The following is a 24904-nucleotide window of genomic DNA, read 5'->3' on the forward strand; positions in this document are numbered from 1 at the left end:
TCTTCGTCGAGGGTTTACTTGTCATGCAGAATCAATCACGCCTTGCGCTCGCTCATGGGACCTATTTCTCTTAAAAATGGCCTTGAAGGAGGTTGACCCCCCCTGGCGATCAAAATCAACTCGCCGGGCCCGGTGCCGTTCCGCCAGAAGCGTTACGGCTATAACAACCGCCTGATCGAAGTCTTCAAATTCCGCTCGATGCACCAGCGCCAGAGCGATGCCACCGCCGCAACACAAACCACCCGTGGTGATCCCCGGATCACCCGGGTCGGACGTTTTATCCGCAAGACCAGCCTCGACGAACGGCCACAACTGTTCAATGTCTTCATCGGTAGCATGTCGATGGTCGGCCCGTGCCCCACACCACGGCCACCAAAGCGGCGGGTATCCTGTTCGAAGAGGTCGTCAAGGAATACACCTCGCGCCACCGGGTCAAGCCAGGAATCACCGGGCTGGCACAGATCAACAGCTACCGAGGTGAAACCGATACCCTGGAAAAAATCGAGAAACGTGTCGAGTTCGACCTGGAGTACATCGAAAACTGGTCGATCTGGTTCGACCTCTACATCCTGTTCCGCACTGTTCCGGCAGTGCTCATGACCCGCGAGGCCTTCTGAATGAGAATCCTCATTCCCTGCATCATCGCCGGTGGCGCCGGCACCCGTCTGTGGCCGGTCTCACGCGAGGCCATGCCGAAACCCTTCATGCGCCTGCCCGATGGCGAAAGCCTGCTGCAGAAGACCTTCAGCCGGGCCACCGGGTTGGCCGATGTCCAGCGGGTGCTGACGGTGACCAATCGCGAGGTGTTCTTTCGTACCCTCGATGACTACCGCCCGCTGAACAAGCGCGAAGCAGCGCTGGACTTCATCCTCGAACCCTTTGGCCGCAACACCGCCCCGGCCATCGCCGTGGCGGCCCTGCATGTAGCCAGGCTCTACGGCGACGACGCACAGCTGCTGGTGCTGCCGGCCGATCACCTGATCAAGGACCTGGACGCCTTCGCCAAGGCGGTCGACAGCGCCCGACTCCTGGCCGACCGGGGCTGGCTGGTGACCTTCGGCCTGGTGCCGACCCAGCCCGAGACCGGCTTCGGTTATATCGAAAAAGGCCAAGCCCTGGGCAGCGACGGTTTCCAGGTCGCGCGCTTTGTCGAGAAACCCGATGCGAAGACCGCACAGCAATACCTCGACGGTGGCCAGCACCTGTGGAACGCCGGCATGTTCTGCCTGCGGGCCGACGCCGTGCTGAGCGAACTGCGCGAACACGCCCCGGACGTCCTCGACGCCATGACCGAGTGCCTGGCCCACAGCCACAGCCGCGAAGGCAGCCAGGAGCTGCAACTGGAACTGGATGGCAAGAGCCTGGCCCGGGTGCCGGACATTTCCATCGACTACGCGCTGATGGAGCGCTCGCGCAAAGTCGCGGTGGTGCCCTGCCAACTCGGTTGGAGCGATATCGGCTCGTGGCAGGCGGTGCGTGAACTGACACCTGCCGATGCCCAGGGCAACCAGTGCAACGGCGAGACCGTGCTGCACGACGTTAGCAACTGCTACATTGATTCGCCAAAGCGCCTGGTTGGCGGGGTCGGTCTCAACGACCTGATCATCATCGACACCCCGGACGCCCTGCTGATCGCCGACGGCAAGCGCAGCCAGGATGTCAGGTTGATCGCCCAGGAACTCAAGCGCCAGGGCCACGATGCCTATCGCCTGCACCGCACCGTAAGCCGTCCGTGGGGCACCTACACCGTGCTCGAGGAAGGCAAGCACTTCAAGATCAAGCGCATCGTGGTCCAGCCCAACGCCTCGCTGTCGCTGCAGATGCACCACCACCGCAGCGAACACTGGATCGTGGTCAGCGGTATGGCGCAGGTCACCAACGGCGACAATGAATTCATGCTCGACACCAATGAGTCGACCTTTATCAAACCGGGAAAACCACACCGGCTGGCCAACCCCGGGGTGATCGATCTGGTGATGATCGAAGTTCAGAGCGGCGAGTACCTCAGCGAAGACGATATCGTCCGGTTCAACGACATTTATGGGCGGGCTCCCGCCGAAACCAGCAAGACCTGAAACACCTGTCGCGGCGAAAATGCTCCAGGCCGGCTGGAAGGTCGCCTACGAAGGCAGTGCGCGCTGCCGCCATTCCCATAACGACAGCCTCGCTGAAGAGTTCCGATGTTACTTCGATATCGGCGTCTTCCACGCCCGCGAACCGTGGATTCGCCAGCAGTTCGGCGGAGCCGGCGGCGAGGGCCCGCGCTACGTTGTTTCGGAACTAAAGTTCCTCGGCCCCGGCCGTTCCTGGCCTGGCTCGCTGTGGCGCAACGCGGTGAAACTGCTCGCCTACAAACTGAGCCAGCAAGAGCGGCATCTGCCCAGGCGGCTGAAAAAGAACCTGGGCATGTACAAACGCTACTGGGACAGCCCGGATGCCTGATTGGGCAGAGCCTTCAAACGCCGAGGACTTTTCCGATAACCATCAGAGAACAGCCTCAATTGACCCGGAGGCGAAATAAGGCGAACTTCTTCAAGCTCTTTTTATCGAGCGAATAACACTCTGGACCTGAACCATCGAGGAAGCATATTCACATGGAAGTCGAGCTACAGCACTGCGCGGCACCGCACTTGAGCGCTTCGGCCCACGAGCCGGGCCATCACGACGCCAAACCGCAATTCCCGCCCCGCCATGACAAGGCCAAGACGACCCGTACCCCTGGAGGCGATGCTATGGAACCCCGAATCACAGAGCTGGAAACCCGCTTCGAATACATCCACCGCGACCTGAACGAGGTACGCAACGATGTCAAATCCATCAAGAGCCGACTGACCTACATGGCCGGTGCCGCCGCGGTGATCGGCGCGCCCCTGGCCTGGATAGCCAACAATCGCATGGATCAGATCCTGCTGTTGCTGACCTCCTGACACCTCCCCGTTCCCCCTGTCGCGTCGCTGGGACGCGACAGGGCACCAGGAGGCCTCACGCATTGTGGACAACGCCTGGCTGGCTTACAACGAAATCGGCTTACGTCCGGCAAACGAATGCGCCAGGGTTCCACCGTCCACCAATTCCAGCTCTCCACCCAGCGGCACGCCATGGGCGATACGCGAGGTGATCAGGCCCTTGTTGCTCAGCAACTGGGCAATGTAATGAGCCGTGGCTTCGCCTTCGACGGTCGGGTTGGTGGCGAGGATGATCTCGGTAAAACTGCCCTGAGCTTCAATTCGCGCCAGTAGTTGCGGAATACCGATGGCTTCCGGGCCGAGGCCATCGAGCGGCGACAGGTGCCCCTTGAGCACAAAATAGCGGCCACGGTAGCCCGTCTGCTCCACCGCATAGACATCCATCGGCCCTTCGACCACGCACAACAGACTGTCATCACGCCGAGGGTCGGCGCACTGCGGGCAAAGATCGTCTTCGGTGAGGGTACGGCACTGGCGACAATGCCCAACCCCTTCCATGGCCTGGCCGAGGGCCAGGGCCAGACGCGAACCGCCACTGCGATCACGCTCGAGCAGTTGCAGGGCCATGCGCTGGGCGGTTTTCTGGCCGACGCCCGGGAGTACCCGCAGGGCATCGATCAGTTGGCGAATCAGGGGGCTGAAGCTCATGGCAAAGGGTCCGACAGAACACGAGACGCGGTTTATACCCGCGCCTCCAACCAACGTCCAGGGGGAACGCTGGAACACTGAAACTGGCAGGTACCGACCTACCGCGATGACCACGATGAATTGTCATCCCATCGCAATGCAGGCCGGCCCCACAGGATAAAACGCAAAAAGCCTTAGAATGGCATCTTGAAACCTGGCGGCAGTTGCATGCCGGCGGTCATGCCGGACATCTTGTCCTGGCTGTTGCTTTCGATCTTGCGCGTAGCGTCGTTGAACGCCGCGGCGATCAGGTCTTCCAGCACCTCCAGGTCTTCGTCCTTCAGGCTCGGGTCGATGCTGACGCGCTTGACGTCGTGACGACCGGTCATCACCACGGACACCAGGCCGGCGCCGGATTGGCCGGTCACTTCGGCGTTGGCCAGCTCTTCCTGCATCTTGGCCATTTTTTCCTGCATCTGCTGTGCCTGCTTCATCAGGCCGGCCATGCCACCTTTCATCATGGGAATCACCTCAAGAGTTACATGTACAAAGAGACGCAAGGCCCAGGGCCTGACATCGTTCAGTTATTAGCCCTGGACCACCAGGGCATCGACAGGTTCGATTGTATCGCCACGGATCACCGCGCCGAACTGTTGCATCATCTGCTGGATGAGCGGGTCGGCATGAATCGACGCCACCGCTTCGTCCTGACGCTCGTGGCGCCGACGGGAAGCCGCCTGGGCCGGGGTTTCCTGCTCGGGCTTGATCAACTCGATGGTCAGCTTCAGGGGACGCCCGTGATACTGGTTCAAGGCGTCGTTGAGACGACGCTGCTGCGTGGCGTTGAACAAGGCGCTGTGGGCCGGGTCCAGGTGCAGCAGCCAGTCGTCACCGCTGACCGCCATCAGCGTGCAGTTGGCCGCAATGCTGCCGGTCATGCCGGAAACCGGCAGTTTCGGGAACAGTTCCAGCCACTCCAGCGCCAAGCCGGTGGCCGGTGCCGCAGCCGGTTGCGGCTCGGGCTCCGGTGCCGGATCGGCGGCGTGCTCACTGGCCAACTCGTCGAGGTAGCTGTAGGCCGAATCCATGTCCGGCTCGATATAGTCTTCATCCAGCGGCGGCTCGTCGTCCGGATCCAGCCCCGGTGTCGCGGCATCAACCTGGTCGGGCGTCGGCTCGGGCAGGCTCGCGGCGACCCATTCCGGCGCATCCGGGACCACACTGTCCGGGGTCGGCAGTGGCATCGCGGCCAGTTCCGGCTGCTCAGCCACGGTTTCCAGCAGCGGTGCGGCAGCGGGCTCCTGCACAACCTCTTCGGTCTCGATCGGATCGTTCCACGGCAGATCCACGGCATCCACCAGCGGAGCAACTGGAGCGGCCGGCGGCGCGACCTCGGCCACCCTCACAGCCGCCACTGGCGCGACCGCGACGGCTGCAACAACGGGCGCGGGTGGCGCGACCAGCGACGGCGCGACCTCGACGGGCACGGGGGCTGCCACCGGCGTCTCGACAACGGTTGCGACCACCGGCGCCACAGGGGTGGCTGGCGCGGACATAGCTGCGCCAGCCACGCTCCGTGCGGAATCAACTGTGGCCTGGCTGATCCCCACTGGCTTTAGCGGCGGTCTCGGCGGCGCCGTGCTGTCCGCTGGGCGGAACGCCAGCATGCGCAGCAGGACCATTTCGAAACCGCCTCGCGGGTCCGGCGCCAACGGCAAATCGCGTCGGCCGATCAAGCCCATCTGGTAATAAAACTGCACATCTTCGGCCGGCAGGGCCTGGGCCAGCGCCAACACACGGTCACGGTCGCCATGACCATTGTCGACACCCTCCGGCAACGCCTGGGCAATCGCCACCCGGTGCAGCACATTGAGGATTTCCGACAACACGCCATTCCAGTCCGGTCCCTGTTCGGCCAAATGCCGAACAGCTTCGAGCAGGGCCTTGGCATCGCCATCGATCAACGCCTGCAACACATCGAAAACCTGGCCATGGTCGAGGGTACCAAGCATCGCTCGCACATCGGCGGCCATGACCTTGCCTTCACCGAAGGCGATCGCCTGGTCGGTCAGGCTCATGGCATCGCGCATCGAACCGTCGGCGGCACGCCCGAGCAGCCACAGGGCATCGTCCTCGAACGGCACATTCTCGACCCCGAGTACGTGGGTCAGGTGCTCGACCACCCGCTCGGGGGTCATGTTCTTCAGGGAGAACTGCAGGCAACGCGACAAAATCGTTGCCGGGAGTTTCTGCGGATCCGTGGTCGCCAGGATGAACTTGACGTAGGGCGGCGGCTCTTCCAGGGTTTTCAGCAGCGCGTTGAAGGAGTGGCTGGACAGCATGTGCACTTCGTCGATCAGGTAGACCTTGAAGCGACCACGGCTCGGCGCGTACTGCACGTTGTCGAGCAGCTCGCGGGTGTCCTCGACCTTGGTCCGGCTCGCGGCGTCGATCTCGATCAGGTCGACGAAACGCCCCTCGTCGATCTCCCGGCAGACCGAGCAGGTTCCGCAAGGCGTCGAGGTAATGCCGGTCTCGCAGTTCAGGCACTTGGCGATAATCCGTGCGATGGTGGTCTTGCCGACCCCACGGGTACCGGTGAACAGGTAGGCGTGATGCAGCCGCTGGCTGTCCAGGGCATTGATCAGAGCCTTGAGCACATGGGTCTGGCCGACCATTTCGCGGAACGAGCGCGGACGCCATTTACGTGCAAGAACCTGATAACTCATCGATAACCATCGCGTCGGGGAAGCGGAAGACCGCTAATGCTAGCGGAGCAGGGGTAAAAATGCATCCGGCACGGGATGCTAATCTGGCTAAGCTGCACTTTGTGTAGAAATTGGCGGCCTCGTTGTACTCCCGCCGGAGAGTTTGATGCGTGCAGTTCTTTACGCCCTGGCCTTGATGACCGCCCCTGCTTTCGCCGCGCCGGCGCCGTTGCGCTTCTCCGTGGCCGAGAGCTGGAGTATGCCGCTCATAGAGATCGAGCACGGACAACCGACCCAGGGCATTTTGTATGACCTGATGACCAGCCTGGCCCACCAGGTCGGTAGTCCGGCCGAGTTTCATGTTCTGGCCCGCGCCCGGGTGCAAGGCGCCATGGAGCGCGGCGAAATCGATGTGCGCTGCTACGCTGCGCAATCCTGGATGCCAAACCAGTCCGGCGACTATATCTGGAGCATCCCGTTCCTGACCCAGCGTGACGTGCTGGTCAGCAAGACCAGGCCGACCGCTGCGCTGACCTTGCAAGATCTTGAGCCGCAACGACTCGGCACCGTACTGGGCTACACCTACCCATCCCTGCACACACAGTTCGAAAGCGGCCGGTTTCTGCGCGACGACGCGCGCAACCAGGAACAGGTTCTGCAAAAACTCGCGGCAGGCCGTTACGCCTACGCCATCAGCAGCCAACGGGGGCTGGACTGGTTCAACCAGACACAGATGCCGGATCGCCAGTTGCACGCGGTGATGGTCGTGCAGGAGCAAGCCGTGGGCTGCTTCGTGCGCAATGATCCGGCCCTGCCGGTACAACGCATCCTCAGGACCTTGCTGCGGATGAAAATGTCCGGGGAAATCGACCGAACCATCCGACTCTATACCGGGCATGATGACCAGACAGACGCCGTCGAGTCAGACGGCAGCGCGCCATAACGCCGGCGGTTCGAACGCCTCGACCCAGGCTGGTACCTCGTCCGCCGCCATCGGCCGGGCAATGAAGTAGCCCTGCGCCACATCACAACCCAGGCTCATCAGCAATCGGCCGTGCTCTGCTGACTCCAGGCCCTCGGCAATCACTTCCCGACCAAAGGCCCGGGCCAGGCCGATCACCGCCGTGGTCAGCGCCAGGTCATCCTGGTCATGGAGAATATCGCGCACGAACGAACGATCGATCTTGATCGTCTGGCTGGGCAAGCGCTTGAGGTAACTCAGGGACGAGTAACCAGTGCCGAAGTCATCCAGGGAAAAACGCACCCCCAGCGCCTGACAGTCTTGCAGGCACTGGCTCACCCGCTGGATGTTCTCGATGGCCATCGACTCGATGATTTCCAGGTCGAGCATATGCGGTGGCACTTCGGCATGGCGTACCAGCAAGGCGCGCAGGCGCTCGACAAAATCACCGCGCTGGAAATGCCGGGCGGCGATATTGAGGCTGACCGGCCACTCATGGCCGGCCTGGCGCCAGGCCTGCATCTGTGCCATGACCCGGTCGATGACCCACTCGCCGATATCGATGATCACATCGGTCTGCGCCACCAGCGGTAGAAATACCTGGGGCTGGAGCAGGCCATCGCGAGGATGCTGCCAGCGCATCAGCGCCTCGAACCCGACCACGCTGCCGGTACGCATATTGACCTTGGGTTGGTAAAACAGACGGAATTCGCCGTTGGCCAGGGCCTGGCGCATCGCTGCCACCGTCTGGTGGGTCGCCTTGACCTCCTGGTCCAGCGACACGTCGAACAAATGAAAGCGATTGCGCCCGCCCTGCTTGGCCAGGTACATCGCCTGGTCGGCATGGCGCAACAGGGTATCGGCGTCTTCGTCGTCGGCAGGAAACAGCGTCACGCCGATGCTGGCATCCACATGGATAGTCTGGCCGAGGATCGAATAGGGGGCGGAAATCGCCGCGAGCACCCGTTGCAGCGCGGCATGCAGTTCCTCGACGTCACGCACATAACGCAGGATCAGCACGAACTCGTCGCCAGCCAGCCGGGCCACCACATCCTCGCCGCGCATGATACCGCGCAGGCGTGCCGCCACTTCCACCAGGAGCGAGTCACCGCTGGCATGCCCGTAGCCATCGTTGACCGCCTTGAAGCCATCCAGGTCGAGCATGCACACCGCCAGCGGAATCTCTTCGCACCGGGAAAAATCCAGGGCCTGGTTCAACAGGTCCGAGAGAAACGCCCGATTGGGCAGGCCGGTCAACACATCGTGCCCCACCCGCCACTGCAGGGTATGCAGCAGGCGCAACTTCTCGCTGACGTCGAAGCGGATCGACACATATTTGCGCACCCGCCCCGTGGCCTCATCCAGCAGCGGCACTATGGTACTGTCGACCCAGTACAGGGAACCATCCTTGGCGCGGTTGCAGACTTCGCCTTTCCAGACCCGGCCCAGGGCGATGGTGCGCCACATATCGACAAAGAACTCGGACGGGTGGTAACCGGAATTCAAGATCCGGTGATTCTGTCCCAACAGTTCGTCGCGGCTATAGCCGGAAATCGCGCAGAATGGATCGTTGACGTAAGTGATCCGTCCATTCAGGTCGGTCTCGGAGAAAATGGCGGCGACGTCCACGACCCTGCGATACGTCTCATCCATGAGTCAGTTCACCTGGGCAGCTAGAGGTTGTCCCGAATTCGCAGCACAACCGCGCCTGGCGGCATCGCCGGGCCGTACTTCGACGAAGATCAACTAGGATTAAATGAAGGTCATCAGCAGTCGGTACAGGCATTCGAGACCGTCCCGAAACCATGCGTTGCTCAGGGCGTATGACCGTCATGGCATGGGCACCGAAGAAATGCGCGGTTTTCCCGTTTCACAAATATTTCACCGGAAACTGGATCACCAAATACCTGTTCTAAATACTGATTCTACGAATTACATCACATTATGCAACAGAAGGTGATGAACCATGGCGTTGTCTAATGTAAAGATTTATCGTTAAGTTCTTGATTCTAAATGGGAATTGAGCGATGGAAATTTCAAGTTTGGGTACGGCCATCAGGCGCTACCGTAAGGTAGCAGGGCTGACTCAGGCTGAACTCGGAGAGAAAACCGGTTTTGACCCTAAAACCATCAGCCGCTTCGAAACCGGCAGTTACACACCTAGCGTCGAGGCCTTGTTCCTGTTTGCCGACGTGCTGGGGGTGAAGCTCAAAGCCTTTTTCACAGATCTGGGTGACGAGGACGAACAACGTGCCTACCTGTTCGGCGTCATTCACAACGCTCCCCCGAAGGACCTGGGAAAGCTGATCGCGGCGGTCGATCTAGCCTTGTCCAAGCCTTAATCTCATGCCTGCCGGTTACCAGAATAAGCTCGCCAGACAGCTAAACGCTGCGCTGCCCAACCCCGCTGCCGCGGGGTTGGGCGGATACCGTCACGGGCTGTCGTCGCCCTTCCAGATTGAGCGCCAGCACACCCCCGTCATCCGCCTCGCCCCCAGGCAGACAGGGGCGAACCCACCTGAAACCTGGCCATACCCAAGTTTGGTAATACAAAGTCACTTCCGTTATCCTGCCGGCAAAATTATTTCCAAATGTAAGGGACTACAATGAAACATCACCTGCGCCAGCTTTTGGCCGCAGTGGCGCTCAGCAGCCTCACGTTGCCTGCCTTGGCCACCAGCTCTCCCGCTCCGACGCCGACCGCCAGCACCCAGCCTCACCAAACGACCGAGCAATGGCTGACCACCCTCAAGCAGCAGCACGGCAATATCACCCTGCCCGGCGGCATTGCCACGCTGCAACTCAATGACGATTTCTACTACCTGTCGCCGGCCGACACCGAGCGCCTGCTGACCGAAGGCTGGGGCAACCCGCCCGGTCACAAAACCTTGGGCATGATCATTCCCAAGGCGGTCAGCCCGCTGACGGACAATGGCTGGGGCGTGATCGTCAGCTACAAGAACGACGGGCATATTTCCGACGATGACGCGGCCAAGATCGACTACGCCGACCTGCTCAAGCAGATGCAGGCCGGTGATGAGGAAAACAACCAGGAGCGGCGCAAACAGGGTTATGCCGGCCTGTCGCTGCTGGGCTGGGCCGAGCCACCGAGCTACGACCAGGGCAGCCACAAGATGTATTGGGCCCGTGAATTGAAGGCCGACGATGCGCAACAGACCACCCTGAACTACAGCATCCGCGTGCTGGGGCGCGAAGGTGTGCTGGAACTCAATGCGGTGGCGGCGATGGCCGATTTGCAGACCATCAAGCTGGAAACGCCGAAGATCCTCGCGTTCACCAACTTCACCGACGGCAACCGTTACGCCGACTACGACTCCAAGACCGACAAACTGGCGCCTTACGGGTTAGCGGCGTTGGTGGCGGGTGGTATTGCGGCCAAGGCCGGGCTGTTCGCCAAGATCGGCGTCATGTTGCTAGCGCTAAAGAAATTTATCGTGGTGGGTCTGGTGGTGGTTGCCGGGTTCTTTCGCAAGTTGTTCAAGCGCCAGTAACACGCCACCCTGGAGCTGGCTTGCCAGCGATAAACTTCAACGATAACGCGGAGCGCCTGACGCCCCGCCCTCTTCCGAAGACTATCGCACGAGCACGCCCGCTCCTGTAAAAAACACCCTGAGCGTTTCGGCACAATGGTCGAGCGCAGCGGCACAACGGCCACTTCTCTCCCTCAATAGACTCGTATCTCCTCTCCCCACCCAGACGAGATCAGCATGAAAACCCGATTCCTCCTCACCGCCCTCACCCTCGGCCTGAGCCTCACCGCCCACGCCGCCGACTTCACCCTCACCAGCCGCGACATCGCCGACGGCAAGCCATTGAGCAGCCGCGAAGTGTTCCAGGGCTTTGGCTGCGAAGGCGGCAATACCTCGCCTGAGCTGTCCTGGCAAAACGCCCCGGCCGGCACCAAAAGCTTCGCCATCACCGCCTACGATCCCGATGCACCCACCGGCAGTGGCTGGTGGCACTGGACAGTCGTCAACCTGCCGACTACTACCCACGAACTGCCTTCCGGCGCAGGCAACCCCACGGCCAGCCAACTGCCCGCAGGTGCCGTCCAGGGCCGCACCGACTACGGTCAGCCAGGCTTCGGCGGCGCCTGCCCACCGGTCGGCGACAAACCGCATCGTTATCAATTCACCGTCTGGGCCCTGAAGGTCGATAAACTGCCGGTCAATGAACAATCCAGCGGCGCCATGGTAGGTTACATGCTCAACGCCAACGTACTGGCCAAGGCCACCCTCACCGCCCCTTACGGACGCTAGGAACCATGAACGCCCCCGCCGGCATCCAGCATCGCCAAAGCCGTATCGGCGCCAGTGTCATACAGGCGCGCCAGCCCCATGCACTACAACGGGTGCCGATTTTCGTCAGCACCCTGTGCCGTGTTCGCCAGGGCGAAAAGTTGATGGGCTGGGATGAACGACAAATGCGCGTGGGTTCACGGCATCTGATCCTGATGCCCGCGGGGTGCGAAGTGGGGATCAGCAACTATCCCGGGGCACAGGGTTACTACATCGCCGATGCGGTGACCTTTCCCACAGAGTTGTTGCGGGCGTTCAGCGTCCGTTACAGCCAGCAGATCAACACCTTTCCCGGGCGCGCGGCAACGCAGGAGTTGTGCGTACCGCTGGATCGGCATACGACCCAGGCCTGGGAAAACCTGCTGGACTGCATCAATGCCGACTCGCCGGACGCTTTGCGTACGCATTACGCGGAAGCGGTGTTGTTGGCGTTGGCCCTCGGGGGTTGGGCCGGGCCGTTGTTACTGGATCGCCACGATCCGCTGTGCGAGCGCGTGCAGCAGATTCTCATGAGCGACCCGGCGCGGGACTGGACCGTTGCCAGCGTCGCCGAGCGCCTGAACCTCGGCGCCTCGACATTGCGCCGACAGTTGGCGAACGAGGATGACAGTTTCAGCAATATCCTTGAGAACGTCAGGCTGGGGATGGCGTTGCAGTGGTTGCAGGTGACACCGCGGCCGATCGGGGAAATTGCCGCGGCCAGTGGCTATGCCTCGGCTTCACGGTTTGCGGTGCGCTTTCGCAAGCATTACGGGCTGTCGCCGCGGGAGTTGCGCGCGGCGCTTTAGGAACTTTCACACGTTACTCAAGCGCTGCCCCCCTATGTCCCCGCATTCATAGCTTGAGCACAGAAATATCTCATCACGCTTGATAACTTGCCCTCTCTCCTACCGATAAAATACCCTTTTCTCCAACTACTAAATGCCTTGAACTGGCGGTGTTTTTCTTACCGACAAGCATCCATTTAATATCTGGAAAGCATTATGAACGGCCACAATCTGACTTTTAGGAACAATCCGATATGGTATGTCGCTCAGCGAGCGATAAACAATGTTTCGTGGTTCATGAAAGACCAGGCGAACAGCACCAACCAACAGCGAAACAGGGTCCTTAACAGTATCAAGTCAGGCGCTTTCGACCTGTTGGGTGACGGGCAGGCGAAAGAAGTCATACTGGCACCAACCGGCAATCCCCCACATACCGACCCCTTGATCACCGCCTACTGGTGTCCTTTCATCCAAGGTAATGTACTGCCTGGCTTTGTTGATATACCACGGCACAATCCACAGCATAACTTTGTATTTACCGCTGCCATGAATGGATGCGCGCTGGTCGCGACGACCTCTCCAGCGGGCAGCAACATGCTCAGGATTTACCATCACCAACACCCGGACAGTACACATATCAATCAACTGATCCTGGCCCAGGGGCAATCCATTATTTCCTGTATTGATGCTAATGATTATTGCCGTAGCGACCAGAGATACCCTGCGCCTAACGCCTTCAACTTCCTGTTTTACAAAGAGGGAAAATGGAAGTATGTCGTACAGCCGCAAATTTTCAACATGCTGACCCATGAGGTGGCGCTGAACCCGGCCATACAACCGAAGGTAGTGGATGTCTGACAGTTTATTTATTTCAGCCGTCTCTTTCCTTGTCCCACCCCTGTGATATCGCCAAGGGACCCGGCAGTTTCTCAAATGATCGACAGAAAGCCGAAATTTCAGGCACAGGAAAAAACGCTGAGCTTGATGCGACGCAGCTTTTTGGGAGTAGAACGATTTTTAGCGGGAGAGGAGCGTTATGGAGGCAACCCCACCAGCCACACCCCGGCACACAATGTTCCCGCTGTGGCTGCTTCCTTCCGGATCTGACCAGGTTCACGGGTAATCGTTGCGGGGGGACCGATGGGGTCACCATAACGACGCCCGCCTGACGGCGAGCCGCGCCATTGTACCTAGATAACGAGAAGTTACAACCGCTAGGCGTCGATAAAAATTCGATGGGGTTCAAGTACTTGTCGGTGCCTGGCGTGTGACGGCCCTCGGCGTGGATCAGGCCCTGTGGCCTGCCAACGATGGCGGTGTTGGATTCACTGCCGTCATCGCCAGCAAGCTGGCTCCTACAGGTTGGTGTTCCAACGCAAAAGTATCGCCGACCGCAGGGTCCTTGTAGGAGCGAGCTTGCTCGCGATGAACCAGAGAACACTGTGGTGTACCAGGTACCCCGCGTTATCGTTGACGATCATCGCGAGCAAGCTCGCGCCTACAATTCTGGGTCACGCAGGGTGCGCTTGTTTGTCCAGCAGAGCATCCACACGACTCAGGGCCAAATCGACCAGGTGCACCACGCCCAAAGCCAACTTGCGATTGGAACCCTGCAGGTTGTCCGCACACTCGTAGGCAGTAGCCGAGGCGGACTGGAGAATTTCGTCGATTTGCGTCAGGGCGTCCTCGGTAGTCAGCTGTTCGCGTCGACGCCGTAAGACATTGTCCGATGGTCGCTCGTAATGGGCGAACGCTCGCTCGATGGCGAGTTGACTGGCAAGAGACGATAGGTCTTCGGCTGGGGGATTGGGGGTGATCTTGAACATACAGGTGCACCTCTTTCTTGCTGATTGAGAGAGGCCGTCACCGTTTGCTTGCACGCAAAGAGGGTGGCAGCTATACGCAGGTGTGCAAGACCGGGGCAAGAAGAGGCGCACTACCCGGCAGATCCCGAAGATCTCCCGCGTACAGCCGCCATAACACCAAACTCCGGGCATGAAGATGCCCAAAGATAGTGGTGGCGTTGATGCGCCTTATCTCGCAGTCCGGACTTGCACGTCCGTATCACCGATTTCGCGGTGACGGGATGCAGACTAGCCGCCGCTTCGAACAGGCGCAACGGGCTGGGATTTTCTAGGAAATTTCAGGCAAGTGAAAGGGATCTTTCGACAATTCGGGCTTGGAACAAGGGCTTGCAGGTACGCGACTGGACCGAATACGATCTGGAAAAGGCCCCTAACGCGATCAAGGCCCTGGTGGATCGCTATCTGGCCCGCGACTATCACAACCCGCTGGTTGAGTCGGAGGTTCAGGGCGTGCGTTTCGATTTGCTGAAATGCCTGGACCTGTATCACAGCAAGGAGCTGGATGTGCAGGTCAAGAGTCTGGTGTTCCACCCGAAGCGGATTTACAGGCAGGACAAGTGAAGCATTGGCGCTGACCGGGGATCTGAACCAACTCGTCGCTCTCACGCCCATCGCTCAGATACAACAGGCTAGCAGCTGGGCTACAATGTGGCCCAATAGCCTGGAGAATCAAACCATGTCCGCAAACGCAGTAGTTCGCGCTCGTATCGATGAGCACATCAAAGAAGAAGCGACCGTCGTACTCGCCGCGATGGGACTGACCATATCCGATGCCTTCCGTATGATGCTGACCCGCGTAGCCCAAGAAAAAGCCCTACCGTTTGAGCCGCTCGTGCCGAATGCCACCACCTTGAACGCTATGAAAGAAGCTCGCCAAGGTAATTTGAAGTCGTTCGACTCCGTAGAGGACTTGATGGCGGATCTGAATGCGGAAGATTGAGCAAACGGGACAATTCAAACGCGACTTCAAGCGAGAAACCAAAGGGCGGCACCGAGAAACGTTACAAAGCGATTTTGTGCCCATCATCACAGCATTGGCGAATGATCGACCATTGGCCGAAAAACACCGCGATCATGCGCTTACGGGCAACTGGAAAGACTTCAGGGATTGCCACGTCAAACCAGACCTAGTGATGATTTATCGAAAACCGGATGACGCGGCCCTGCAACTCGTCCGACTCGGTTCACACAGCGAACTGGGCATGTAAAGAACCCCTCAGGACGCAACCTGTAGCACCTCATCCGCCCGACCGCCCTCCTCCTGGATCACCAGGTGGATGAAGTGCAGCTTGGCAATGGTCGCCGGCGGTAGCACAAAGGGGTAGAAGTCTGGCTGGCCCATGCTGCGGGACAGTTCGTTGAGCATGCCCGCCAGTTCAATCCAGGCGTTGACGAACGACAGGAACGCCGGCCCCTCTGGATGTTGAGGGTCGTAGAGTGCGCTCAGGGGAAACGACGGATAGTCGAAATCCGATTCCTTGGCACTCATGCCAAAGCCCAGCGCCGTGTCCACCGCGTCCATCATGTGCAGGTAATGCGCCCAGGTCTCGGCCCAGTCTTCCCAGGGATGCATGGTGGCGTAGGCGCTGACGAAGTGTTGCGGCCAGTCCTGCGGCGCGCCCTGTTGGTAATGGCGCTCCAGGGCGTCGGCATAACTGGTGCGCTCGTCGCCGAACAGGCCGCGAAACGGCTCCAGCCAGTGGCTGTTGGCAATTAGCCGGTCCCAGTAGTAATGCCCTACTTCATGGCGGAAATGGCCAAGCAAGGTGCGGTATGGCTCGCGCATCTGCACCCGGATTTTTTCCCGGTGCTCGTCGTCAGCTTCCTTGATGTCGAGGGTGATCAGGCCCTTGGCGTGGCCGGTCATGGGCGCCTTGCCTTCCAGGTCGACACCTACGAAGTCGAAGGCCAGGCCGAGTTCTTCGTCCCAGGTTTTCGGGATGACTTGCAGGCCCAAGGTGATTAGTTGAGCGACCAGTCGGCGCTTGGCGGTTTCGACCTTGCACCAGCGCTCGGGGTTTTCCGCGATGGACAGGTCGGGGATGGTGCGGTTGAGGGCGCACGCGGTGCACAGGTCGCTGCCGTGGGCATAGGGGATCAGCCAGTTGCAGGCGGCCGCAGTGTCAAGGTTGGCGCAGCGGTGGAACAGGCCGGCGCCGGGGTCGGTATCCAGTTGCCAACTGTCCGGGTAAGGACCGGGCTGGAGGGATGACAGCGCACTGCCCTGCGGCTCGTAGCCGAGTGCCGCGGAACAGGCCAGGCATTGGCTGTTGCGGAAGAAGACCGATTGTCCGCAGCGGCAATGCCAGACCTTGCTGTTGCGCGAAGGTTCGCTAACGAAGGGTGCAGCGATGCGTGAGCTGAGTTGTTCGAAGAACCGGTACATGGCGATCTCTCCAGAGGCCTGCCTAGACTAGATCATTGGGCGCGGTGGCGGGCTCCCTGATGCAGGGAAAGAAACATGGGCTCTAGGGCCAGAGCTTGCTTGCGAAGCTTTTGGCGGCCTCAAGGGCCTCTTCGCGGATAAATCCGGCTCCCACAATGTTTAGTGTCGAACCAAGAACCTGCATGCGACTCGATATCCAATGTGGGAGCGGTGCTTGCCCGCGAAGCTTTTGGCGGCCTCAAGGGCCTCTTCGCGGATAAATCCGGCTCCCACAATGTTTAGTGTCGAACCAAGAACTTGCATGCGACTCGATATCCAATGTGGGAGCGGTGCTTGCCCGCGAAGCTTTTGGCAATCTCAAGGACGCCATCGCCAGCAAGCCGGCGCCTACACGGGATCGCGCTGTGCTCGGCGCTGGCGTAAAAACTTAGACCTCGATGCCATGCCCTTTCAGGAACGCCACAAACGCCTCTTCATCCAGCACCTTGAGCCCCAGCTCGTTGGCCTTGGCCAGTTTCGAGCCCGCCCCCGGACCCGCCACCACGCAGTGAGTCTTGGCCGAGACCGAGCCCGCCACCTTGGCCCCCAGGCTTTCCAGCTTGTCCTTGGCCACATCGCGGCTCATCAGCTCCAGCGAGCCAGTCAGCACCCAGGTCTGCCCCGTCAGCGGCAAGCCTTCCACCGCCTTTCTCTCGCTCTGCCAATGCATGCCAAAAGCACGCAGTTGCGCTTCAATCGCCAGAGCATGCTCGGCATTCCCCGGCTTGGCGAAGAATTCCCGCACGGCGTTGGCCGGTTTTTCACTCAATGTCTGACGCAAATCCAGCCAGTCCGCCGCGATAATGCCTTCGACCGAACCGAACTTGGCCGCCAGCTTTTCCGCCGCCGTCGGCCCCACCGAGCTGATATCCAGCTTGGCGATCAACCCACCCAAGGTAGTGCTGGCAGCAAACTCGGCGCCCAATTCGCCCTGGTCCTGCAACTCCAGACCGCGTTCCAGCAGTTGCGCTATGACCGTGCGGTTGTGTTCATCTTCGAAAAAGCTGCAGATCTCGTAGGCCACTTCCATGCCGACATCCGGCAGGTAGGTCAGTACCGACGGCAGGGCCTGCATGACCCGCTCCAGCGAGCCGAGGGTACGCGCCAGGACCTTGGCCGTTTCCTCGCCCACATCGGGAATGCCCAGGGCATAGATAAACCGCGCCAGGCTCGGCTTTTTGCTGTCGGCAATCGCCTCCAGCAGGTTGCGCGTCGACAGTTCGGCAAAGCCTTCGAGGTCGACGAGCTGTTCATACTTCAGGATGTAGAGGTCCGCCGGCGAAGCAATCAGCTTTTCGTCCACCAGTTGTTCGATGGTCTTGTCGCCCAGGCCTTCGATGTCCATGGCCCGACGGGAGACGAAGTGGATGATCGCCTGCTTGAGCTGCGCGCCACAGGCCAGCCGGCCGACGCAGCGATACACCGCGCCCTCGCTGATCGTCTCGCGGCCCTTGCTGCGTTTGACCAGCTGCGTGCGCTCGACATGGGAGCCGCACACCGGGCAGCTTTCCGGGATCTGCACGGCGCGGGCATTTTCCGGACGCCGTTCGGTGACCACCTGCACCACTTGCGGAATCACATCGCCGGCCCGACGAATGATCACGCTGTCACCGATCATCAGCCCCAGGCGGGCCACTTCGTCCATGTTGTGCAAGGTGGCGTTGGACACGGTCACGCCCGCAACCTTGACCGGCTTCAGTCGGGCCACGGGGGTGACGGCGCCGGTACGACCGACCTGGAACTCCACATCGAGCAGTTCGGTCAGTTCTTCCATGGCCGGGAATTTGTGGGCAATCGCCCAGCGCGGTTCGCGGGCGCGGAAACCCAGTTCACGCTGGGACGCCAGGCTGTTGACCTTAAACACCACGCCGTCGATTTCATACGGCAACGCGTTACGCCGCTCACCGATGTCGCGGTAATAATCCAGACACTCGCCGATCCCTTTCGCCAGCTTCAATTCGCGGCTGACCGGCATGCCCCAGGCCTTGAGTTGCTGGAGATTGCCGATATGGGTGTCGGCAATTTCGGCGGACACCTGGCCCAGGCCATAGCAGCAGAACTCCAGCGGACGGCTGGCAGTGATCTTCGAGTCCAGCTGGCGCAGGCTGCCAGCCGCGGCGTTGCGCGGGTTGGCGAAGGTCTTGCCGCCCGCTTCCAACTGCGAGGCGTTCAGGCGCTCGAAGCCGGCCTTGGACATGAAGACCTCGCCGCGCACTTCCAGGGTCGCCGGCCAGCCGCTGCCGTGGAGCTTGAGGGGGATGTTGCGCACGGTGCGCACGTTGACGCTGATGTCTTCGCCGGTGGTGCCATCGCCACGGGTGGCGCCACGAACCAGCGCGCCGTCCTGGTACAGCAGGCTGACCGCCAGGCCGTCGAGCTTGGGCTCGCAACTGTATTCGACCTCAGCACCACCACCGAACAGGTCGCCGGCCGGCAGGTCGAGGCCTTCGCTGACCCGGCGATCGAACTCGCGCATGTCGGTTTCTTCGAAGGCGTTGCCCAGGCTCAGCATGGGGATTTCATGACGGACCTGGGTAAACGCCGACAGCGCGGCGCTGCCGACGCGCTGGGTCGGCGAATCGGCGCTGACCAGATCCGGGTGCTCGGCCTCCAGGGCCTTGAGCTCATGGAACAGGCGATCGTACTCGGCGTCCGGAATGCTCGGCTCGTCGAGGACGTGGTAACGGTAGTTGTGCTGATCCAGTTCAGCGCGCAGCTCTAGAATCCGGGTATGGGCGGCGGTCATGGAGTTCTCTCATAAAGCAAAAGAGCAGCCGAGGCTGCTCAATATGTTAGTGCGGTAGGAGCCGGCGTGCTGGCGCTGAGCGCAAAGCGCTCAACCACTCAGCGCTTCTGGGTCAAGGCGCGACGTTCGAACTCGACGATGCGCTGACGGTAGTGCTCGATGGTCTGGGCGGTCAGCACACTACGCTGGTCGTCCTTCAGTTCGCCATTGAGCTCTTGTGACAATTTGCGAGCGGCGGCGACCATGACGTCGAATGCCTGCTTCGGATGACGCGGGCCCGGCAGGCCGAGGAAGAAGCTCACCGCTGGAGTGGTGAAGTGGTCGATATCGTCGAGATCGAACACGCCCGGCTTCACCGCGTTGGCCATCGAGAACAACACTTCGCCATTGCCGGCCATGCTTTCGTGACGATGAAAAATATCCATCTCGCCGAAACGCAGGCCGCTTTCGAGGATGTTCTGTAACAACGCAGGACCTTTGAAGCCATTGGCGTCGCGGCTGATCACACTGATCACCAGCACTTCTTCCGCCCTCGGCTGTTCCTTTTCCTGACGCGCCGCCGGCTTGTTGCCTTCCGCGGGGAAGTCGTCATCGCGGCTGCTGAAGCTCGGGCCTGCGTCCAGATCCAGGTTCAAATCGCCCTGGCTCGGCTCGGCGCCACGCTTGCCGCGCTTGGACGGTTTCTCGCGAGACTCGCGTGCCGGCATGCTGACGGACGGCAGGTCATGCTCGTCCAGCTCAGGTTCCTTGTGGGTGTCCAGCACACGGGCCGGGCCCAGCAATTCGGCGCTGGTATCCTCATCCGGCAGATTGGACAGGCTCCGGTCCAAACGGAACTTGAGCTTGCCCTTGCCACCGCGCATGCGGCGCCAGCCATCGAAAAGAATACCGGCAATCACTATGATGCCGATGACGATCAGCCACTCGCGCAGACCGATTTCCATGTAATCCCGTGCCTCTAAATAAATGGTTCTATGAAGAAAGGGCTGAAAACCCTTTAAAGCGTGGCGCCAACTCTATGTTCTGACAGGCCTTTTTTCCCACGCACAAGAAAATTTGACATTAAATTAACACGACACAAGGAAACTTTACACCGTCTGTCGTACAGGCTTGCATTTATAAGTCCCCAAGGATCCGTGCTAGTTCCCACAATGCCCAAGGAAATCCCCTTACGCCCCGAATATCTTTGCCTCATCAGCGGACATTTCAGGCGTCCACCAGGGCCATGGCCTCCTCCACATCCACCGCCACCAGGCGTGAGCAACCCGGCTCGTGCATGGTCACCCCCATCAGTTGATCAGCCATTTCCATGGCGATCTTGTTGTGGGTGATATAGATGAACTGCACCGTTTGTGACATCTCTTTGACAAGTCGGGCATACCGTCCAACGTTAGCGTCATCCAGCGGCGCGTCAACTTCGTCGAGCATACAAAACGGTGCCGGATTCAGTTTGAAGATGGCAAACACCAGGGCCAGGGCGGTGAGGGCCTTTTCGCCACCGGAGAGCAAATGGATGGTGCTGTTCTTCTTGCCCGGGGGCCGCGCCATGATGGTGACCCCGGTGTCGAGCAGATCATCGCCGGTCAGCTCCAGGTAGGCACTGCCGCCACCGAAGACTTTTGGAAACAAAGCTTGTATCCCGGCGTTGATCTGGTCGAAGGTGTCCTTGAAGCGATTGCGGGTTTCCTTGTCGATCTTGCGAATGACATTTTCCAGGGTATCGAGGGCTTCCACCAGGTCGGCGTTCTGGGCATCCAGGTAACGTTTACGCTCGGACTGTTGCTGGTATTCGTCGATGGCCGCGAGGTTGATCGCGCCCAACCGCTGGATGCGCGCGGCAATGCGCTCAAGCTCTTCTTCGGCCTCTTTCTCGTTGGCCTCGGCAGTCAAGGTAGCGAGTACGCCATGCAGGTCGTAGCCGTCTTCCAGCAACTGGTCCTGCAAGGTCTTGCGCCGTACGTTGAGGGCCTGCCATTCCATGCGTTGCTGTTCGAGCTGGCCACGAATCAGCTGTGACTGCTGCTCGGCCTGGCTGCGACGCTTTTCGGCATCACGCAATTCGCGGTCGGCGTCTTCCAGGGCGATCTGTGCGGTCTTGAGTTCGACGTCGACGCTCAGGCGCTTGTCGAGCAACTCTTCGAGTTTGAGACGCAGCTCTTCCAGCGGCGCCTCGCCCTCCTCCAGGTTCAGGCTCAGTTGCTCGCGCTTTTCGCTCAGGCGCTCGGATTGCAATTCCAAGCGTTCCAGGGCCTGGCGCGTGGAATCGTGCTGAGCCTTGAGGGAACCGAGGCGCACCGCCAATTGGTGGGCATGGTCCTTGTGCTGGCGGGCTTCCTGGCGAACCCGGTCGAGGCGCTCGCGCAGGCTGTCGCGCTGGGCCAGCAGCAACTCGCGCTGCTCGGTGTCGACGGCCATGGTGTCGAGGGCCTCCTGCAGTTGCAGGCGCGCTTCACCGACTTCTTCGTGTTCCTGGGCACGTTGCTCGGCCAGCTCACCCAGCTCTTCATCGAGACGGCTGCGGCGCAATTGCAGTTGCTCGACCTTGGCCTTGCCGGCGGACAGCTTGGCCTTGAGCTCACCCTGCTGGCGGGCTTCATCCTGCAGCAGGCGGCGCAGGTGTTCGCGGCCGGTCTCCTGCTGGCGCTGGGTGGCGCGCAGGGTCTGCAAGCGGGTTTCTAGGCTGGCCAGGGTTTCTTCACGTTCTTCACGCTCCAGGCCCAGGCGCTGGATTTCCTGGCCGCGGGCGAGCACGCCGCTCTCGGCCTCGCTGGCCCGCCGGACCCGCAGAAAATGCCGTCCGACCCAAAAACCGTCGCGACTGATCAGGCTTTCCCCGGCCGCCAACTGGCCACGCAGGGCCAAGGCCTGCTCAAGGCTTTCGACCGGTTTGACCTGCCCCAGCCAGGGCGACAGATCGATATCCGCCTCGACCTTCTCCAACAGGCTGCCCGGCACCCGGGTGCCGTCCGCCGCGGGGCTGAGCAGGCGCAGGTCGCCCTGCTGGAAGCCTGCGAGGTCGAGGCCGGCGAAATCATCCACCAGTACGGCCTGCAAGTCGGCGCCGAGCACGGTTTCCACCGCCAGCTCCCAACCCGCCTCGACCTTCAGGCCTTCAGCCAGGCGCGGACGCTGTGCCAGTTGTTGTTCACGCAGCCACTCGGCGGTACCGGTGCCCGGATCGAGCGCCGCCTGCTGCAAGGCTTCCAGGGAAGCCAGGCGACCATTGAGGCGCTGCAAGTCACCCTGGGCCTGCTGCTGGTCCTGCATGGCCTGCTGCAAGTCCTGGCGCAGTTGTTCCAGACGCTCGACCTGCCCTTCTTCGCTGGCCTGCAAATCTTCCAGGGTCTGTTCGCTCTCGGCCAACTGCTCGCTGAGTTCGAGGATCGCCGCATCTTCCGGGTCCGCCGAGAGCAAGCCGCGCTCTTCGGCCAGACGCCGCTGGCGTTCGGCCAGGCGCTCCATGCTGGTTTCCAACTGCTGGATGCGCGACTGCTGGACTTCGGCCTGGCGCCGCGGCTCGGCCGAGCTCAGGTTGAAGTTATCCCACTGCTCCTGCCAGCCGTGCATGGTGGTTTCCGACTCTTCCAGCGCGGCGGCGGCCTCTTCGGCGGCGGCGCTGGCCAGTTCCTGCTCGGGTTCAATCAGCGCCAGCTCTTCACCGAGGGTCGCCAGCAAAGTGCGGTCGTGGCCCAGGTGCGATTCGGTTTCCAGGCGCGCACGCTCGGCTTCACGCAGGTCGTCCTGCAACTGGCGCAGACGCTGCTGGCCATGCTGGATGCTCTGTTCGACCCGGGCGATATCGCCGCCGACCGAATAGAAGCGCCCCTGCACCAGATTGAAGCGTTCGGACAGTTCATGGTGCCCGTCGCGCAGGCGTTCGATGCTGGCATCGGCGTTACGCTGCTCGGCCACCAGGGCTTCGAAGCTGATTTCCTGGTTGCCGATAATCGCTTCGCGCTGGCCGACCTGTTCGTTCAGCGCCTGCCAACGCAGGGCCGACAGCTGGGCCTTGAGCTGACGCTCCTCGCCCTTGTATTCCTGATACTTCTCGGCGGCCTGGGCCTGGCGATGCAGGCGTTCGAGCTGGCGCTCCAGCTCTTCGCGCAGATCGGTCAGGCGCGCGAGGTTTTCATGGGTCCGGCGAATGCGGTTTTCGGTCTCGCGACGGCGCTCCTTGTACTTGGAGATGCCCGCCGCTTCCTCGATGAAATTGCGCAGGTCCTCGGGCTTGGCTTCGATCAGCTTGGAGATCATCCCCTGCTCGATGATCGAGTAGCTGCGCGGGCCCAGGCCGGTGCCGAGGAAGATATCGGTGATATCCCGACGCCGGCATTTGGTGCCGTTGAGAAAATAGCTGTTCTGGCTGTCGCGGGTGACCTTGCGGCGGATAGAGATTTCCGCGTAGGCGGCGTATTCGCCGACCAGGGTGCCGTCGGAGTTGTCGAACACCAGTTCGATGCTCGCCTGGCTCACCGGCTTGCGGCTGGTGGAGCCGTTGAAGATGACGTCGGTCATCGACTCGCCGCGCAGGTTCTTCGCCGAGCTCTCGCCCATCACCCAGCGGACCGCGTCGATGATGTTCGACTTGCCGCAACCGTTGGGACCGACCACCGCCGCCATATTACTGGGGAAGTTCACCGTGGTCGGGTCGACGAAGGATTTGAACCCCGCCAACTTGATGCACTTGAGCCGCACGCTTAGTCGACCGCCAGGGCAGACAGGACAATGTCGCAGCTACGCTGCGCGTAGCTGGCCAGGACCGTGCGGATCAACGGCAGATCGCGGGCCATGACAGCGGCCAGCAGTTGCGCAAACAGGTTCAGGTATTCGCTCATTTCCGCCTTGCGCCGCTCCAGCGCCAGGTAATAGGCACGGCTCATGGCCGGCTGCAGGTTCTCGACGGTTTCCTGCAGGTACGGGTTGTCGGCGAACGGAAAGGCGGCGCGCATCACGTTGAAGCTGTCTTCGACGAAAGTGCGAATGTCCTCGCGTTCAAAGCTGGCGCTCAGGCGCTGTTGCAATTGCAGGAACGGCGCGAGGTCGGCCTGTTCTCTCCAGCGTTGCGCCACGGCGTTGCCCAGCAGGATATACAACTCGCTCATCAGAGTGCACAGGCTCTGCACCTTGTGCGCGGTGAGTTCGGTGACATGAGCGCCGCGCCTGGGCAGGATGGCGATCAGATGGCGGCGCTCGAGAATCAGCAGCGCTTCGCGTACGGAGCCACGGCTGACATTGAGCGCCAGCGTGACCTTTTGTTCCTGGATGCGCTCCCCGGGTTTGAGATCGCCGCGAATGATGCGTTCGGCGAGGTGGTGAGCAATTTGCTCGGCGAGGCTGTCCGGCGCCTTGAACGTCATGGTTTTCCTTCAAAATCTTCGATCTGTGCAAGCGGCGCAGTGTAGCGCACTTGATACGGGGTGGCGCAGGGCCGCAAGGGTGGAGTTTGGCACGAATCCCGCAAATATTTCAGCAGCTAAACTGGGAGAAAGCACTCCATGCTTTCAATCGCGAGATTTTCCT

At 60.9% G+C, this 24904-nt stretch carries 20 protein-coding genes, 1 other RNA gene and 3 pseudogenes; 13 read left to right on the plus strand and 11 right to left on the minus strand.

What is annotated here, in order from left to right; all coding sequences use genetic code 11:
* Window positions 1-102: 102 nt before the first annotated feature.
* The 4 genes and pseudogenes from AC07VG_RS20295 to AC07VG_RS20310 all read left to right on the plus strand — a co-directional run.
* Window positions 103-617, plus strand: a pseudogene (locus tag AC07VG_RS20295) (sugar transferase); the annotation flags it as partial.
* Window positions 618-2075 carry a mannose-1-phosphate guanylyltransferase/mannose-6-phosphate isomerase gene (locus AC07VG_RS20300; protein ID WP_495004099.1) on the plus strand — a complete coding sequence of 486 codons (1458 nt, stop codon included), beginning with the start codon at window positions 618-620 and terminating at the stop codon, window positions 2073-2075.
* Between the two features lie 7 nt (window positions 2076-2082).
* Window positions 2083-2442, plus strand: a pseudogene (locus tag AC07VG_RS20305) (rhamnosyltransferase); the annotation flags it as partial.
* 152 nt (window positions 2443-2594) lie between these two features.
* Window positions 2595-2927 carry a hypothetical protein gene (locus tag AC07VG_RS20310; RefSeq protein ID WP_495004100.1) on the plus strand — a complete coding sequence of 111 codons (333 nt, stop codon included), beginning with the start codon at window positions 2595-2597 and terminating at the stop codon, window positions 2925-2927.
* Window positions 2928-3011: 84 nt separating this feature from the next.
* Here the strand turns inward: AC07VG_RS20310 and recR are convergent, their stop codons facing one another.
* The 3 genes from recR to dnaX all read right to left on the minus strand — a co-directional run bounded on the left by recR (window position 3012) and on the right by dnaX (window position 6322).
* The gene (gene recR / locus AC07VG_RS20315) at window positions 3012-3614 is read right to left on the minus strand and encodes a recombination mediator RecR (RefSeq protein ID WP_495004101.1); all 603 of its coding nucleotides are present in this window, start codon (window positions 3612-3614) and stop codon (window positions 3012-3014) included.
* Window positions 3615-3787: 173 nt separating this feature from the next.
* A complete protein-coding gene (locus AC07VG_RS20320) occupies window positions 3788-4114 on the minus strand; it encodes a YbaB/EbfC family nucleoid-associated protein (RefSeq protein ID WP_100939147.1) in 327 nt (108 codons plus the stop codon).
* Between the two features lie 66 nt (window positions 4115-4180).
* Window positions 4181-6322 (minus strand): DNA polymerase III subunit gamma/tau, encoded by a 2142-nt coding sequence (gene dnaX, locus AC07VG_RS20325; RefSeq protein ID WP_495021758.1) that lies wholly within the window; start codon window positions 6320-6322, stop codon window positions 4181-4183.
* A 145-nt stretch (window positions 6323-6467) separates the two neighbouring features.
* Between dnaX and AC07VG_RS20330 the strand changes: the two genes are divergently transcribed.
* Complete coding sequence (locus tag AC07VG_RS20330) at window positions 6468-7244, plus strand: substrate-binding periplasmic protein (protein WP_495004103.1); 777 nt, start codon at window positions 6468-6470, stop codon at window positions 7242-7244.
* Here the strand turns inward: AC07VG_RS20330 and AC07VG_RS20335 are convergent.
* Window positions 7224-8915 carry a putative bifunctional diguanylate cyclase/phosphodiesterase gene (locus tag AC07VG_RS20335; RefSeq protein ID WP_495021759.1) on the minus strand — a complete coding sequence of 564 codons (1692 nt, stop codon included), beginning with the start codon at window positions 8913-8915 and terminating at the stop codon, window positions 7224-7226. The two genes, AC07VG_RS20330 and AC07VG_RS20335, sit on opposite strands and share 21 nt — an antisense overlap.
* Before the next feature lie 374 nt (window positions 8916-9289).
* On the opposite strand from AC07VG_RS20335, the gene AC07VG_RS20340 reads away from it, so the two are divergent.
* From AC07VG_RS20340 to AC07VG_RS20360, 5 genes are all read left to right on the plus strand, one after another.
* Window positions 9290-9604 (plus strand): helix-turn-helix domain-containing protein, encoded by a 315-nt coding sequence (locus tag AC07VG_RS20340; protein WP_495004105.1) that lies wholly within the window; start codon window positions 9290-9292, stop codon window positions 9602-9604.
* 264 nt (window positions 9605-9868) lie between these two features.
* Window positions 9869-10774 carry a DUF2167 domain-containing protein gene (locus AC07VG_RS20345; protein WP_495004106.1) on the plus strand — a complete coding sequence of 302 codons (906 nt, stop codon included), beginning with the start codon at window positions 9869-9871 and terminating at the stop codon, window positions 10772-10774.
* A gap of 216 nt (window positions 10775-10990) precedes the next feature.
* Window positions 10991-11542: a kinase inhibitor gene (locus AC07VG_RS20350; protein WP_495004107.1), complete on the plus strand. Its 552-nt coding sequence runs from the start codon at window positions 10991-10993 to the stop codon at window positions 11540-11542.
* A 5-nt stretch (window positions 11543-11547) separates the two neighbouring features.
* Complete coding sequence (locus tag AC07VG_RS20355) at window positions 11548-12369, plus strand: helix-turn-helix transcriptional regulator (RefSeq protein WP_495004108.1); 822 nt, start codon at window positions 11548-11550, stop codon at window positions 12367-12369.
* A 195-nt stretch (window positions 12370-12564) separates the two neighbouring features.
* Window positions 12565-13206 (plus strand): hypothetical protein, encoded by a 642-nt coding sequence (locus AC07VG_RS20360; protein ID WP_495021760.1) that lies wholly within the window; start codon window positions 12565-12567, stop codon window positions 13204-13206.
* A 188-nt stretch (window positions 13207-13394) separates the two neighbouring features.
* Here the strand turns inward: AC07VG_RS20360 and ffs are convergent.
* Window positions 13395-13491, minus strand: an RNA gene (gene ffs / locus AC07VG_RS20365) — signal recognition particle sRNA small type.
* Window positions 13492-13859: 368 nt separating this feature from the next.
* Window positions 13860-14174 carry a DUF6124 family protein gene (locus AC07VG_RS20370; RefSeq protein WP_495004121.1) on the minus strand — a complete coding sequence of 105 codons (315 nt, stop codon included), beginning with the start codon at window positions 14172-14174 and terminating at the stop codon, window positions 13860-13862.
* Between the two features lie 372 nt (window positions 14175-14546).
* On the opposite strand from AC07VG_RS20370, the pseudogene AC07VG_RS20375 reads away from it, so the two are divergent.
* The 3 genes and pseudogenes from AC07VG_RS20375 to AC07VG_RS20385 all read left to right on the plus strand — a co-directional run.
* Window positions 14547-14774, plus strand: a pseudogene (locus AC07VG_RS20375) (type VI secretion system amidase immunity protein Tai4); the annotation flags it as partial.
* 115 nt (window positions 14775-14889) lie between these two features.
* Window positions 14890-15153, plus strand: a complete 264-nt coding sequence (locus tag AC07VG_RS20380) for a type II toxin-antitoxin system RelB/DinJ family antitoxin (RefSeq protein WP_495004122.1) — start codon at window positions 14890-14892, stop codon at window positions 15151-15153.
* Window positions 15140-15421, plus strand: coding sequence for a type II toxin-antitoxin system YafQ family toxin (locus AC07VG_RS20385; RefSeq protein WP_495021761.1), 282 nt, complete (start codon window positions 15140-15142; stop codon window positions 15419-15421). The genes AC07VG_RS20380 and AC07VG_RS20385 overlap by 14 nt, the downstream gene beginning before the upstream one ends.
* Before the next feature lie 8 nt (window positions 15422-15429).
* Here the strand turns inward: AC07VG_RS20385 and AC07VG_RS20390 are convergent, their stop codons facing one another.
* The 5 genes from AC07VG_RS20390 to AC07VG_RS20410 form a co-directional block, all read right to left on the minus strand.
* Entirely contained in the window at window positions 15430-16599 is a 1170-nt protein-coding gene (locus tag AC07VG_RS20390; protein ID WP_495021762.1) for a zinc-binding metallopeptidase family protein, read from the minus strand.
* Between the two features lie 427 nt (window positions 16600-17026).
* Window positions 17027-19384 (minus strand): NAD-dependent DNA ligase LigA, encoded by a 2358-nt coding sequence (ligA, locus tag AC07VG_RS20395; protein WP_495004125.1) that lies wholly within the window; start codon window positions 19382-19384, stop codon window positions 17027-17029.
* Between the two features lie 98 nt (window positions 19385-19482).
* Entirely contained in the window at window positions 19483-20328 is an 846-nt protein-coding gene (gene zipA, locus AC07VG_RS20400) for a cell division protein ZipA (RefSeq protein ID WP_495004126.1), read from the minus strand.
* Between the two features lie 262 nt (window positions 20329-20590).
* On the minus strand, window positions 20591-24079 hold the full coding sequence (gene smc, locus AC07VG_RS20405; protein WP_495021763.1) for a chromosome segregation protein SMC: 3489 nt from the start codon (window positions 24077-24079) through the stop codon (window positions 20591-20593).
* A 2-nt stretch (window positions 24080-24081) separates the two neighbouring features.
* On the minus strand, window positions 24082-24741 hold the full coding sequence (locus AC07VG_RS20410) for a GntR family transcriptional regulator (protein ID WP_495004128.1): 660 nt from the start codon (window positions 24739-24741) through the stop codon (window positions 24082-24084).
* Between the last annotated feature and the right edge of the window lie 163 nt (window positions 24742-24904).

This window comes from Pseudomonas sp. GW821-FHT03C07, assembly GCF_059420925.1.

What these genes read in the sequence shown, in the direction of transcription:
- AC07VG_RS20300 (WP_495004099.1), top strand. Translation starts at nt 618, where the DNA reads ATGAGAATCCTCATTCCCTGCATCATCGCCGGTGGCGCCGGCACCCGT.
- AC07VG_RS20310 (WP_495004100.1), top strand. Translation starts at nt 2,595, where the DNA reads ATGGAAGTCGAGCTACAGCACTGCGCGGCACCGCACTTGAGCGCTTCG.
- recR (WP_495004101.1), bottom strand. Translation starts at nt 3,614, where the DNA reads ATGAGCTTCAGCCCCCTGATTCGCCAACTGATCGATGCCCTGCGGGTA.
- AC07VG_RS20320 (WP_100939147.1), bottom strand. Translation starts at nt 4,114, where the DNA reads ATGATGAAAGGTGGCATGGCCGGCCTGATGAAGCAGGCACAGCAGATG.
- dnaX (WP_495021758.1), bottom strand. Translation starts at nt 6,322, where the DNA reads ATGAGTTATCAGGTTCTTGCACGTAAATGGCGTCCGCGCTCGTTCCGC.
- AC07VG_RS20330 (WP_495004103.1), top strand. Translation starts at nt 6,468, where the DNA reads ATGCGTGCAGTTCTTTACGCCCTGGCCTTGATGACCGCCCCTGCTTTC.
- AC07VG_RS20335 (WP_495021759.1), bottom strand. Translation starts at nt 8,915, where the DNA reads ATGGATGAGACGTATCGCAGGGTCGTGGACGTCGCCGCCATTTTCTCC.
- AC07VG_RS20340 (WP_495004105.1), top strand. Translation starts at nt 9,290, where the DNA reads ATGGAAATTTCAAGTTTGGGTACGGCCATCAGGCGCTACCGTAAGGTA.
- AC07VG_RS20345 (WP_495004106.1), top strand. Translation starts at nt 9,869, where the DNA reads ATGAAACATCACCTGCGCCAGCTTTTGGCCGCAGTGGCGCTCAGCAGC.
- AC07VG_RS20350 (WP_495004107.1), top strand. Translation starts at nt 10,991, where the DNA reads ATGAAAACCCGATTCCTCCTCACCGCCCTCACCCTCGGCCTGAGCCTC.
- AC07VG_RS20355 (WP_495004108.1), top strand. Translation starts at nt 11,548, where the DNA reads ATGAACGCCCCCGCCGGCATCCAGCATCGCCAAAGCCGTATCGGCGCC.
- AC07VG_RS20360 (WP_495021760.1), top strand. Translation starts at nt 12,565, where the DNA reads ATGAACGGCCACAATCTGACTTTTAGGAACAATCCGATATGGTATGTC.
- AC07VG_RS20370 (WP_495004121.1), bottom strand. Translation starts at nt 14,174, where the DNA reads ATGTTCAAGATCACCCCCAATCCCCCAGCCGAAGACCTATCGTCTCTT.
- AC07VG_RS20380 (WP_495004122.1), top strand. Translation starts at nt 14,890, where the DNA reads ATGTCCGCAAACGCAGTAGTTCGCGCTCGTATCGATGAGCACATCAAA.
- AC07VG_RS20385 (WP_495021761.1), top strand. Translation starts at nt 15,140, where the DNA reads ATGCGGAAGATTGAGCAAACGGGACAATTCAAACGCGACTTCAAGCGA.
- AC07VG_RS20390 (WP_495021762.1), bottom strand. Translation starts at nt 16,599, where the DNA reads ATGTACCGGTTCTTCGAACAACTCAGCTCACGCATCGCTGCACCCTTC.
- ligA (WP_495004125.1), bottom strand. Translation starts at nt 19,384, where the DNA reads ATGACCGCCGCCCATACCCGGATTCTAGAGCTGCGCGCTGAACTGGAT.
- zipA (WP_495004126.1), bottom strand. Translation starts at nt 20,328, where the DNA reads ATGGAAATCGGTCTGCGCGAGTGGCTGATCGTCATCGGCATCATAGTG.
- AC07VG_RS20410 (WP_495004128.1), bottom strand. Translation starts at nt 24,741, where the DNA reads ATGACGTTCAAGGCGCCGGACAGCCTCGCCGAGCAAATTGCTCACCAC.